The sequence below is a fragment of the Micromonospora sp. NPDC004551 genome (assembly GCF_040609975.1).
Classification (GTDB): domain Bacteria; phylum Actinomycetota; class Actinomycetes; order Mycobacteriales; family Micromonosporaceae; genus Micromonospora.
This window is the reverse complement of record NZ_JBEXLM010000026.1, coordinates 15,619-27,675: the sequence shown is the minus strand read 5'-3', so window position 1 is coordinate 27,675 and position 12,057 is coordinate 15,619. Positions and strand designations below refer to the sequence as shown.

General features: G+C 73.8%; 11 protein-coding genes. 8 read left to right on the top strand and 3 right to left on the bottom strand.

Going from position 1 to position 12,057, the window contains the following annotated elements; all coding sequences use genetic code 11:
• Positions 1 to 27: 27 nt before the first annotated feature.
• The gene (locus tag ABZW14_RS25830) at positions 28 to 1,569 is read right to left on the bottom strand and encodes a hypothetical protein (RefSeq protein ID WP_355351166.1); all 1,542 of its coding nucleotides are present in this window, start codon (positions 1,567 to 1,569) and stop codon (positions 28 to 30) included.
• Between the two features lie 237 nt (positions 1,570 to 1,806).
• Between ABZW14_RS25830 and ABZW14_RS25825 the strand changes: the two genes are divergently transcribed.
• The 3 genes from ABZW14_RS25825 (at position 1,807) to ABZW14_RS25815 (ending at position 3,995) form a co-directional block, all read left to right on the top strand.
• Positions 1,807 to 2,577, top strand: coding sequence for an SGNH/GDSL hydrolase family protein (locus ABZW14_RS25825; protein WP_355351164.1), 771 nt, complete (start codon positions 1,807 to 1,809; stop codon positions 2,575 to 2,577).
• A gap of 2 nt (positions 2,578 to 2,579) precedes the next feature.
• Positions 2,580 to 3,026, top strand: coding sequence for a hypothetical protein (locus ABZW14_RS25820; RefSeq protein ID WP_355351162.1), 447 nt, complete (start codon positions 2,580 to 2,582; stop codon positions 3,024 to 3,026).
• Between the two features lie 66 nt (positions 3,027 to 3,092).
• Entirely contained in the window at positions 3,093 to 3,995 is a 903-nt protein-coding gene (locus ABZW14_RS25815) for a sulfurtransferase (RefSeq protein ID WP_355351160.1), read from the top strand.
• On the opposite strand, the gene ABZW14_RS25810 is transcribed toward ABZW14_RS25815, so the two are convergent.
• Positions 3,985 to 4,560, bottom strand: a complete 576-nt coding sequence (locus ABZW14_RS25810; protein ID WP_355351158.1) for a TetR family transcriptional regulator — start codon at positions 4,558 to 4,560, stop codon at positions 3,985 to 3,987. The genes ABZW14_RS25815 and ABZW14_RS25810 overlap by 11 nt on opposite strands.
• A gap of 104 nt (positions 4,561 to 4,664) precedes the next feature.
• Between ABZW14_RS25810 and ABZW14_RS25805 the strand changes: the two genes are divergently transcribed.
• A complete protein-coding gene (locus tag ABZW14_RS25805; RefSeq protein WP_355351156.1) occupies positions 4,665 to 5,819 on the top strand; it encodes an FAD-dependent monooxygenase in 1,155 nt (384 codons plus the stop codon).
• Between the two features lie 3 nt (positions 5,820 to 5,822).
• Here ABZW14_RS25805 and ABZW14_RS25800 read toward each other — a convergent pair whose 3' ends face one another.
• Positions 5,823 to 7,016: an MFS transporter gene (locus ABZW14_RS25800; RefSeq protein WP_355351154.1), complete on the bottom strand. Its 1,194-nt coding sequence runs from the start codon at positions 7,014 to 7,016 to the stop codon at positions 5,823 to 5,825.
• Between the two features lie 113 nt (positions 7,017 to 7,129).
• Here ABZW14_RS25800 and ABZW14_RS25795 point away from each other — a divergent pair, with 113 nt between their 5' ends.
• The 4 genes from ABZW14_RS25795 (at position 7,130) to ABZW14_RS25780 (ending at position 12,005) form a co-directional block, all read left to right on the top strand.
• Complete coding sequence (locus ABZW14_RS25795; protein ID WP_355351152.1) at positions 7,130 to 7,753, top strand: helix-turn-helix domain-containing protein; 624 nt, start codon at positions 7,130 to 7,132, stop codon at positions 7,751 to 7,753.
• Positions 7,754 to 7,849: 96 nt separating this feature from the next.
• Positions 7,850 to 9,187: a biotin carboxylase N-terminal domain-containing protein gene (locus ABZW14_RS25790; protein WP_355351150.1), complete on the top strand. Its 1,338-nt coding sequence runs from the start codon at positions 7,850 to 7,852 to the stop codon at positions 9,185 to 9,187.
• A 152-nt stretch (positions 9,188 to 9,339) separates the two neighbouring features.
• Positions 9,340 to 10,260, top strand: coding sequence for a hydroxymethylglutaryl-CoA lyase (locus ABZW14_RS25785; protein WP_355351148.1), 921 nt, complete (start codon positions 9,340 to 9,342; stop codon positions 10,258 to 10,260).
• 212 nt (positions 10,261 to 10,472) lie between these two features.
• Positions 10,473 to 12,005, top strand: a complete 1,533-nt coding sequence (locus tag ABZW14_RS25780) for an acyl-CoA carboxylase subunit beta (RefSeq protein ID WP_355351146.1) — start codon at positions 10,473 to 10,475, stop codon at positions 12,003 to 12,005.
• The last annotated feature ends 52 nt before the right edge of the window (positions 12,006 to 12,057 follow it).

Genomic DNA, 12,057 nt, shown 5'->3' with positions numbered 1-12,057 from the left:
TCATCGTTTCGCTCCTCGGGTTCCCGCTCAGCGCGCCTGCGCCCGCACGTACGCCGCCCAGCCGGCCTGGAACCGGTCCAGCGGGACGCCGAGCACCTGCTGGCTGGCCTGTTCGGCGGTGGCGCCCTGGTAGCGGGCGGTCACGAACTGGAACAGCTTCTGCTCGCCGTACTTCTCCGCGAGGTGGGTCATCGCCGCGTGCCCGAGCCAGTAGTGGAAGCTGACCCGCCCCGGCGAGTCCCAGTCGCCGTTGCTCGGCAGCGTGCCGTCCCAGTCGCCGGAGCGGACGAGCGACCGGGCCTGTGCCGTGCGGCCGCTGGACCGCAGCGGCTCGCCCCGGTGGCCCAGGTACTCGGCGAAGCCCTCCACGATCCAGTTCTCGATGCCGTCGAAGAAGTCCTGCTTGTCGGCGTCCTCCAGGCTGGCGACCAGGGAGTGGCCCACCTCGTGCCGGAAGATCTCGCGGGGACCCTTCCGGTCGCCGGCGGTGAAGAAGGACCGGTCGGCCACGTCGATCACGATCCGGCTGCCGCCGATGTCGACACTCTGGCCCCGGTCGGCGGAGACCATGCCGATCGAGACACCGGCCTCGGTCGTCTCGTCCTTGTTGACCCGGTAGAGCGAGCCAAGGTCCTGCTTGCCCTTGACCAGGCTGATGACGAAGCCCTTCGGGATGTTCGCGGTGACACCGCCGGCCTGCCACGCGGCGAAGTCGTCGGCCACCGCCGCCTCGGCGACCGGCGCGTAGCGCTTCGCCTCGGCGGCCAGCGTGGCGTCGGTGATGAGCAGGGTGTGCGAAGTGCGCTCGACGTGGATGTCGCGCCACTTGTCCCATGGGCCGGGGTAGTAGACCGTCTTCGAGCTGCCCAGCGCGGCGGGCGCTCCGGTGACCGCGGTGACCTTGAGCGGCGCGCCCTGGCTCTCGCGGACGACGGTCCAGCGGTACCACTCGGCGACCGGGGTGAGGTCGTACCCCTCGAACTGGTGCACGAAGGAGACGTCGAGCTGGAAGCTGACCCCGCGGCCGAAGCTGTCGGTGGTCCGCCCCTGCTGGGCGACGGTCCGGTACTCGCCGACCGCCAGCGGCAGCTTGCCCAGGTTGGTGAAGAGGCGGGTCTGGCCGGCGACCAGGTCCTTGCGGGCCGGGTCGAAGGGGGCCAGGTAGCCCTTCAGGTCCTTGTCGGCGAGGGCCTTGCTGTGCCGGGCCAGCAGGTCGTCCAGGTCCTGCTGGGTGACGGTCACGCCGTTCGCCGCGGCGGCGGCCTTCGGGGTGGCGTCCTCGCCGCGCTCGCTCAGCCCGACGCCCACGCCGATCGCCGTGCCGGCGCAGAGGGTCAGGGCCAGCGCCCCGGCGCCGAGCCCGATCCACAGGCCACGCCGGGACTTCGGCCGCGGCGGCGGGGGCGGCGGGTAGGGCCCGAAACCCGGCGGCACCGGCCCGTTGGGGTACGCCCCGGGTGGCCCGTAGCCGGGCGGGGCGGGGAGACCCGTGCCTGCGGCCGGGTACGCCTGGCCCGGCGGGTGCGGCTGACCGTCGGCCGGGAAGGCGGCCGGGTGTCCCTGGGTCATGCGGTCCTCGTTCGCGCTGTCGCTGACCAGCCGCAGCGGCGGGCGCCGCCCACCCCCCGACCGGATGACGGGCAACATCATCCACGGTCCGGCGGACGGAATCTGCCCCGGATCCATCAAGCGGGATATTTGTCCCGATGACCTCCGCCACGTACCGCGCGGGGGTCGGGCGGCGGGAGACCGGTCGGTGCGAGACTGGCCGACGCAGCTCTGCCGGGTCAGTCAGAGGGAGGCGCAGTGCGCTGGCGCAGCTTCGTGGCGGTGGGCGACAGCTTCACCGAGGGCATGGACGACGCCTATCCGGACGGCACCTACCGGGGGTGGGCGGACCTGGTCGCCACCCGGCTCGCCGCCGAGGCCGGCCCCGATTTCGGTTATGCCAACCTGGCCATCCGGGGCCGCCTGTTCCCGAACATCGTGGCCGAGCAGGTGCCGGCCGCGCTGGCCATGCAGCCCGACCTGATCAGCTTCGCGGCCGGTGGCAACGACGTGCTGCGCCGTACCTTCGATCCGGATGCCTTCGTGCCGCGCTTCGACGCGGTGATCGGCCGGCTGCGTGCCGGCGGCGCCGACGTGGTGCTGTTCCGGTTCGCCGACGTGATGGCCCGGCTGCCCGGCCAGCGGCTGGTGGCCCCGCGGGTGAACCTGCTCAACCGGGTGGTCGGCGAGGTCGCCGAGCGGCACGGCGCCATCCTGGTCGACCTGTACGCCGACGACACCTACCTCAACCCGCTGCTGTGGAGCACCGACCGGCTGCACCTGTCCGCGGCCGGGCACCGTCGGGTGGCCGGGCAGGTGCTCGCCGCGCTCGGCGTGGCCTGCGACGAGGAGTGGCTGATGGTGCCGCCGCACCCGGCGCCCACCCCCTGGCTGGCCGCCCGGGCCGCCGACCTGCGCTGGGCGGGTCAGCACCTGGCCCCGTGGATCAAGCGCCGGCTGACCGGCCGCTCCTCCGGCGACCTCATCACCGCCAAGCGGCCGGTGCTCGGGCCGATCACCCTCGACTGACGGTGCGGACCCTGCACGTCGCGCCCCTGCTGCGGCTCACCCTGGACGACGAGCCCCGGCCGGGTCAGGCCGTGCTGGTGACCGGCGACCGGGTCGCGGCCGTCGGGCCGGTCGACGAGCTGACCGGGGCGTACCCGGAGGTGCGGGTGCGGCGCTGGGCCGGCGTCCTCGGGCCGGCGCTGGTGCACGACGGGCCCCTGCCGCCCGCGCCGACCCCGCGTGAGCGGGTGCACGCCCTGTTCCGGCTCGGTGCCGCCGCGGTGCTCGCCGACCACGTCACCGACCCGGCGCTGCGGGCCGCCGCCGCGCGCAACGAGGTGGTGGTGCTCGCCGCCGTCCGGCCTCCGGCGCTGGTGGCCGGCGGCCGCGCCGACCTGGCCGTGTTCGGCCCCGACGGTTCCTGTCTGGCCACGGTGGTGGCCGGGCGGCTGGTGCACCGCCGCGCCTGACCGGTGTTGGCCCCACCACACGGGATGGCCGGTCCGGAACCCGCGATCCGGCGTAACTTGGGGCTCATGCCTGTGCCGAGCGATCCGAACACCCACCTCCAGTCATACGCCGACCCGCAGCGCCTGGTCACCACGGAGTGGCTGGCCGAGCACCTGGGCGACGACGGCCTCGTGGTGGTCGAGTCCGACGAGGACGTTCTCCTCTACGACACCGGCCACATCCCCGGGGCCGTGAAGGTCGACTGGCACACCGAGCTGAACGACCAGGTGACCCGCGACTACCTCGACGCCGAGAGCTTCGCCGAGCTGTGTGCCGCCAAGGGCATCGGCCGCGGCGACACGGTGGTCTTCTACGGCGACAACTTCAACTGGTGGGCCGCGTACGCCCTCTGGGTGTTCGAGCTCTTCGGCCACGCGGACGTCCGGCTGCTCGACGGCGGCCGGATGAAGTGGGTCGCCGAGGGGCGCGAGATGTCCAAGGACACGGTGACCCGGCCGCGCGCCGACTATCCGGTGCCGGAGCGGAACGACAAGCCGATCCGGGCGTTCCGCGACGACGTGATGGCGCACGTGACCGCCGGCCGGCCGCTGGTCGACGTGCGGTCGCCCGGTGAGTACACCGGCGAGATGCTGCACATGGCGGCCTACCCGCAGGAGGGCGCGCTGCGCGGCGGGCACATCCCGGGCGCGGTGAGCAAGCCGTGGAAGTCCGCCGCGAACGACGACGGCACCTTCAAGCCGGTGGAGGAGCTGCGGGCGATCTACGTCGACCAGCTCGGGCTGAGCCCGTCCGACGACGTGGTGGCCTACTGCCGGATCGGCGAGCGGTCCAGCCACACCTGGTTCGTGCTGCACCACCTGCTCGGGTTCCCGCAGGTTCGCAACTACGACGGCTCGTGGACCGAGTGGGGCAACCTGGTCCGGGCCCCCGTCGTGCGGGGCGAGGAGCCGGGCAGCTTCAGCGGCTAGGCCGGCCGGTCAGGTAACGCTGGAGGGTCGGGGCGACCCAGTCGACCAGATCCTCCGGCGTCATCTCCACCACCGGCGGCAGCCGGACGATATAGCGGGTGAAGGCCAGGCCGAGGATCTGACTGGCCACCAGGCCGGCCCGGTGGGCGGTGCTCGCCGGCCCGGTGCCGAAGCCGGCCACGGCCGTGGCGAGCTGGTTGGCGAAGAGCAGGCGCATCCGCTCCGCCGCTCCCGCGTTGGTGCTGGCCGCCCGGAGCAGCGCCGCGAGCGTCTCGTCGCCCTCCCAGCGGGCGAGGAAGTGACGCACCAGGGTCTCGCCGAGGCGGTCCGGTGGCACGGCGGCCAGGTCGGGCAGGCGCAGGTCGAACTCGGCCGCCGCCGCGAACAGCCCCTCCTTGCTGCCGTAGTAGCGCATCACCATCGACGGGTCGATCCGCGCGTCGGCGGCGATGGCCCGGATGGTGGCCCGCTCGTAGCCGTCGGCGGCGAAGCGTTCGCGGGCGGCGCGGAGGATGGCCGCCCGGGTGGCGTCCGAGCGGCGGGCGCGGGGTGCCGTGTCGGTCATGCCCACAACTGTAGGCCAACAAGCGTTGACATCGAAACGGAGGCGCGCCTACCGTTGTCAACACCTGTTGGCAAACAGTTGTTGGCAACCCTGGAGGTGGGGCCATGCTTCCCGAGCGCACCGACGTCCTCGTGGTGGGGGCCGGGCCGACCGGTCTGGCCGTGGCCGCGACCCTGGCCGGACACGGGGTGACCGCCACCGTGGTGGACCGGCTCGCCGCCCCGCCGGTCACCTCGCGGGCCGCCGTGGTGCACGCCGGCACCCTGGAGGTGCTGGACCGGATCGGCGTCGCCGCCCCGCTGGCCGCCCGCGGGCTGGCGTCGACCCGGTTCAGCGTCCGCGACCGCGACCGGGTGCTGCTCACCGTCCCCTTCGACCGGTTGCCGTCCCGCTATCCGTACGCGCTGCTGGTCTCCCAGGCCGAGACCGAGGCGGTGCTCGCCGACCGGCTCACCGCGCTCGGCGGGCGGGTGCTCCGGCCGTACGAGCTGACCGGCCTCGACCTCGACGGCGACGGCGCCACCGCGACGTTCGCGGGCGGCGAGAGGGTCCGGGCCCGCTGGGTGGTCGGCGCGGACGGCATGCGAAGCCCGGTGCGCGAGCTGGCCGGCATCGACTTCGGCGGGCCGGCCGACCCGGGCGAGTCGTTCCTGCTCGCCGACGTCCGGGTGGACAGCGCGCTGCCCCGCGACCAGGTCAACCTCTTCCTGGCCCGGCAGGGGCCACTGGTCTGGGCGCCGCTGCCCGACGGCATGGTTCGGTTGGTGGCCGCGGTGGCCGACGCGCCCCGAGAGCCGGAGGCGCGGCACTTCCAGGCGCTGCTCGACGAGCGCGGGCCCGCCCGGCGGCCGGACCAGCTCACCGACGTGCGCTGGAGTTCCCGGTTCCGGATCCACCACCGGATCGCGAGCAGCTACCGGTCCGGCCCGGTGCTGCTCGCCGGGGACTCGGCGCACGTGCACAGCCCGGCGGGCGGGCAGGGGATGAACCTCGGCCTCCGCGAGGCCGTCACCCTCGGCGACACCCTCGCCGCCGTGCTCGCCGGGGGTTCCGACACGCTCCTCGACGGGTATGCGGCCGCCCGCCGCCCGCTCGCCGAGGAGGTGCTCGGCTTCGCCGCCGGGCTCACCCGGCTCACCGCCGTCCCGCCGGCCGCCCGGCCGCTGCGCGACTTGGTGCTCCGGTTCGGCTCCGCCCTGCCGCCGGTCCGGCGGCGGCTCGCCGTGCGGCTGGCCGGCTTCGAACCGGGCGGCCGCTGACCGTCATCCCGTGCCGCGCAGCGTTCCCCACGCGGCGGCGGTGACCAGGGCGAACACGACCGCCGCCGCGCTGACCACCGGACCCACCCCGTACGCCTCGCCGGCGAACCCGGCCAGCGCCGCGCCGAGCGGTGCGGCGGCCAGGCCGAGGACGCGCTGCGCCGCGCCGACCCGCCCGAGCAGTTCCCCCGGCACGTTCCGCTGCCCGTACGCGGACCAGAGGCTGTTCCAGATCGTCGTCCCGGCCGCGAACACGGCCAACGTCACGCCCCCCGTCAACGGGCCGCGGGCCAGGGCGAACCCGGCCAGTGCCACGGTCTGCCCGAGCAGCACCGCGCGCAGCGCGGGCAACGTGCCGAACCGGGTGGCCACCCGCCCGGCAACCAGCGCCCCGAGCAGCCCACCGACCACCACTCCCGCGGCGAACAGCCCGTATCCCTGCGGCGGCACCCGCAGCGCCCCGAGCGCGTAGAGCACCAGGACCGCCATCAGCCCACTGATCGCCAGGTTCGACCCCGCGGAGGCGAGGGCGATCCCCCACAGCACCCGGTCTCGGCGCACCCACCGCATCCCGGCCCACGCCTCCCGCCACACGCCCGGCCCGGCCGGCCGGGCCGGGGCCGCCGGCAGCGGGCGGAGGGCGAGGGCGAGGGCGGCCGCGATGGCGAAGGTGAGCGCGTCCACGGCGAACGGGAGCGACGCGGCCAGGGCGAAGAGGAGACCGGCCAGCGGGGTGCCGAGCAGGCCGCCGGCCACCGCCGTGCCGGCCTGGAGCCGGCCGTTGGCGCTGGCCAGGGCGGCCGGCGACACCAGTGACGGCAGCAGCGCGAAGGCGGACGCGTCGAAGAGCGTGCCCAGGGTGGCGAGCAGGAACGCGGCGGCGGCCAGCGCGGCGATCCCGGCCCGGCCGCTGGCGACCAGTCCGGCGAGCGCGGCCACCACCACGGCCCGCGCCCCGTCCACCGCCGCCATCGTCCGGCGCCGGTCCCACCGGTCGGCGTACGCGCCGCCGAGCAGTCCGAACACCAGCGGCGGGAGCTGCCCGGCCACGGTCACCGCGGCGATCGCCCGGGGGTCGCGGGTGAGCGCGGCGGCGAGCAGGGCCAGGGCCGGCGTACGCAGCGCGTCGCCGAACCGGGAGGAAACGGCGGCGGACCAGAGCAGCCGGTAGTCGCGGCCGAGTACGGAAGCGGTCATGCCGACGGACCCTCCGGCCTGAACCGGGTCGAGGGTCAAGCGGCGCGGGGTGTGAGGCGACCGACGGGTAACCGAGGCTCCACCAGCCCGGGCGCGCGGACTAGGCTGGCCCGGTGGCGGTGGAACAGCAGGCGCGGGGCGCGGCGAACGGCGCGGGTGCGGGCCGGCGCCGGTCCCGGCGCGACGAGATCCTGGAGATCGCGGTCGGGCTCTTCGCAGCGCGGGGCTACCACGGGGTGTCGATGGACGACATCGGCGCCGCCGCCGGTGTCACCGGTCCGGCCCTCTACCACCACTTCGCCGGCAAGGAGGCGATGCTGGTCGCCGCGCTGATCCCGGTCAGCGAGGGGCTGCTGGCGGGCGGCCGGGAACGGTCCGCCAACCACCCCGACGACCCGCGCGGCACGCTGGAGTCGCTGATCGACTTCCACGTCGACTTCGCGCTGGCCAACCCGGCCGTGATCGCCCTGCACCTGCACGAGCTGGATCGCCTCCCCGACGAGCCGCGCCGCCGGATCCGCCGGCTCCAGCGGATGTACGTCGAGGAGTGGGTGACCGTGCTGACCGCGCTGCACCCCGGGCTGCCGGACGGCGAGGCGCGGGTGCTCGCCCACGCCGCGTTCGGCCTCATGAACTCCACGCCGTTCCTCGGGGGCGAAGTGGACCGCCGCCGGCGGGCCGAGCTGCTGCGGGGCGCGACCCTGGCCGCCCTGCTCGCCCCCACCGATCCGGCCTGACGCCCGGCGGGCCTTAACGCCCGTTAAGCACGCGCGCCCTCCGCGTGTTAAGAAGGGGCCCCTGCTATGCAAGAAGCGTCAAGAAGGGACCCTTCCTTGTTCGAATCGCTGTTGGTGGCCAACCGTGGCGAGATCGCGCGCCGGATCATCCGCACCGCGAAGAGGCTCGGGATCCGTGCGATCGCCGTGCACTCGGAGGCCGACGCCGGGCTGCCCTTCGTCACCGAGGCCGACGAGGCGGTCTGCGTCGGCCCCGCCAATCCCGCGCTCAGCTACCGCAACGTCGACGCGATCCTGGCCGCCGCGAGGGACACCGGCGCCCAGGCCGTCCACCCCGGCTACGGCTTCCTGTCGGAGAACGCCGACTTCGCCCGTACGGTCGAGGCCGGCGGCCTGATCTGGGTCGGGCCCGGCGCGGACGCGATCAGCGCGATGGGCGACAAGATCAATGCCCGGAACCTGATGGCGGCGGCCGGGGTGCCGGTCGCGCCCGGCACCACCGACCCGGCGGCCGACCTCGACGCGGCGGTCACCGCCGCCGCGGAGATCGGCTACCCGGTGATGGTCAAGGCCGCGGCCGGTGGCGGCGGCATGGGCATGGGCGTGGCGACCGACGAGGCCGCGCTGCGCACCGAGTACGACAAGGTCCGCTCGTTCGCCGAGCGGATGTTCGGCGACGGCTCGGTGCTGATCGAGCGCTACTTCCCCCGGGTACGCCACGTCGAGGTGCAGATCCTCGGCCTGGCCGACGGCCGGGTGGTGGCCCTCGGCGAGCGCGAGTGCTCGGTGCAGCGGCGCAACCAGAAGCTCGTCGAGGAGTCCCCGTCCCCGGCGGTCTCGGCCGAGCTGCGGGCGCGGTTCCTGGCGGCGGCGGTGCGGGCGGGCGAGGCGGTCGGCTACCGCAACGCGGGCACGGTGGAGTGCCTGCTCGATCCGGCCACGAACGAGTTCTTCTTCCTGGAGATGAACACCCGGCTCCAGGTCGAGCACCCGGTGACCGAGTACGTCTACGGCGTCGACCTGGTCGAGGAGCAGCTGCGGGTGGCCGCCGGCCTGGCCCCGACCTTCGACCCGGACGCGCTCGCGCCGCGCGGGCACGCCATCGAGCTGCGCGTCAACGCCGAGGACCCGAAGCGGTTCCTGCCCGGCCCGGGCGCGATCAGCACCTGGAACGAGCCGGCCGGCGAGGGCGTGCGGGTCGACTCCGGCTACGTGGCCGGCAACACGGTCACCCCCTTCTACGACAGCCTGATGGCCAAGCTCATCGTCAGCGGCGCCACCCGGGACGAGGCGGTGCGGCGGGCGAGGGCCGCGGTGGCCCAGTTCGAGATCGCCGGCCCGAAGAACAACCTCCCCTTCTTCGCCGAGCTGCTGGAGAACTCGGAGTTCCTCTCCGGCGACTACGACACCGGCATCGTCTCCCGCATGCGCTGACGCCGCCCGGCCCCCGATCCCGTTGATCATGAGGTTGGCGGCGGCAAAACGGACGAAATCTGCCGCTAATCTCATGATCGGCGGGGCGGGACCGGCGGGTGGGATGCTGGGGGAACCCATCACGTAACACCGTCACAGTGAGGTGACCCCTTATGGCGGAACTGCCGGACTTCGTCTCCATCCGGGAGGTCGGGCCGCGGGACGGGCTCCAGAACGAGGAGCCGATCCCCACCGACGCCAAGGTACGGCTGCTCGACGCGCTCTCCGGCACCGGCGTGCGGCGGATCGAGGCCGTCTCCTTCGTTCATCCGAAGGCGATCCCGCAGATGGCCGACGCCGACGAGGTGTGGCAGCGGGCCGCGAAGGCCGACGGGGTGCGCTACTCCGCGCTGGTGCCGAACACCCGCGGCGCGCAGCGCGCCCTGGCCGCCGGCTTCACCGAGATCGAGGTGGTGGTCTCGGCCAGCGACACCCACAACCGGCGCAACGTCAACCGGTCCACCGAGGAGTCGCTCGACGACATCGCCGAGCTGATCGACCTGCTGCACGGCGCCGGTGCGACCGCCGAGGTGATCGTGGCGACCAGCTTCGGCTGCCCGTACGAGGGGGATGTCGACCCGCGCCGGGTGGCCGGCATCGTCGACCGGGTGGTCCGGGACGGCGCCGACCGGGTGGCCTTCGGCGACACCACCGGCATGGGTACGCCCCGGCGGGTCCGCGAGCTCGTCACCGCGGTCCGGGACCGCAACGCCCACGTGCCGGTCCTGCTGCACTTCCACAACACCCGGGGCACCGCGCTGGCCAACATGCTCACCGCCATGGAGCTGGGCATCACCGAGTTCGACGCCAGCGTCGGCGGCCTCGGCGGCTGCCCGTACGCCCCAGGCGCCAGCGGCAACCTGGCCACCGAGGAGGCCGTGCACATGCTGCACGACATGGGCATCGACACCGGCATCGACCTGGCCGCCCTGATCGAGGCCGCCGAGCTGGCCGAACACCTGGTCGGCAAGAAGCTCCCGTCGGGCGTCCTCCGCGCCGGCCCCCGCACCCGCCTGACCCCCCTCCCCGCCTGACCACCGCGCCCACCCGGCCCCACCCACCCGCAGAGTTGATCAAGAAGTTCGCGTCAGGATCCGGCCGGATGCCGACGCGAACTTCTTGATCAACATCGACAGAGGGGGCGGCGGGCGGGTAGGTCGCCGGAGGGGGCGGGAATGCGCTAGCCTAACGATCGTTCAGGTCGGTCGGCGCGCTCACGAGGCGGCCGGTGGCAATGGGAGTCGGCGTGACGCTCGACGGTGAGGCTCTGGAGCAGCTGCGCAAGCGCGCCAAGGCCGGCGGTGCGGACAAGTACCACGCGGCGAACGCCGCCAAGGGCAAGCTCTTCGCCCGCGAGCGGGTCGCATACCTGGTCGACGAGGGCTCCTTCGTCGAGGACGGGCTCTACGCCAACGCGATGGCCGAGGGGCTGCCCGCCGACGGCGTGGTCACCGGCACGGCCACCATCGACGGCCGGCCGGTCTGCCTGATGGCGAACGACTCCACGGTGAAGGCCGGCAGCTGGGGCGCGCGGACCGTCGAGAAGATCATCCGGATCATCGAGCGGGCCTACTCGACCAGCGTGCCGATGGTCTACCTGGTCGACTCGGCCGGGGCCCGGATCACCGACCAGGTCGACCTGTTCCCCGGCCGGCGGGGCGCCGGCAAGATCTTCTGGAACCAGGTCCGCGCCTCGGGCTCGATCCCGCAGGTCTGCGCCCTGTTCGGGCCGAGCGCGGCGGGCGGGGCCTACATCCCGGCGTTCTGCGACGTGGTCGCGATGGTCGAGGGCAACGCCAGCATGTACCTCGGCTCGGACCGGATGGTCGAGATGGTCACCGGCGAGAAGACCACGCTGGAGGCGATGGGCGGGGCGAAGGTGCACTGCGCCGAGTCCGGCGTCGGGCACTTCCTCTGCAAGACCGAGGCCGAGGCGCTCGACGTGGTCCGGCGCTACCTGTCGTACCTGCCGACGAACTGGACCCAGATGCCGCCCGCCGTCGAGGCGACGCCCGCGCCGGAGAAGGCCGACCTGGCCGCCCTCGTCCCGGCCAGCGAGCGGCAGGCGTTCGACATGCGCCGCTACGTCAAGGGCCTGCTCGACGAGGGCAGCTTCTTCGAGATCCAGGCGCTCTGGGCCAAGGAGCTGACCATCGGCTTCGGCCGGCTGAACGGCGAGGTCGTCGGCGTGGTCGGCAACAACTCGATGTTCAAGGGCGGCGTGCTCTTCGTCGACTCGGCCGACAAGGCGACCCGGTTCGTGCAGCTCTGCGACGCGTTCAACGTGCCGCTGCTGTTCCTGTCCGACGTGCCCGGGTTCATGGTCGGCAGCGCGGTGGAGAAGCAGGGCATCATCCGGCACGGCGCGAAGATGATCACCGCGATCTCCGAGGCGACCGTACCCAAGATCTGTGTAGTGGTCCGCAAGGCCTACGGCGCCGGCCTCTACGCGATGGCCGGCCCCGGCTTCGAGCCGGACGCGACGATCGCGCTGCCCACCGCGAAGATCGCGGTGATGGGGGCCGAGGCCGCGGTCAACGCCGTCTACGCCAACAAGATCGCCGCGATCGAGGACGAGGCCGAGCGGGCCGCCTTCGTCGCCGCGAAGCGCGAGGAGTACGAGCGCGACATCGACATCGTCCGGCTCGCCAGCGAGCTGGTGGTGGACGCGATCGTCGAGCCGCACGAGCTGCGCGCCGACCTGGTCCGCCGGTTCGCCGCCGCGCGGGGCAAGGAGCGGCACTTCGCGAAGCGCCGGCACGGCGTCACCCCGGTCTGACCCACCCCGACCCGCATCACCCGACCCCGGCGCCACGAGCGCCCGGGGCGGC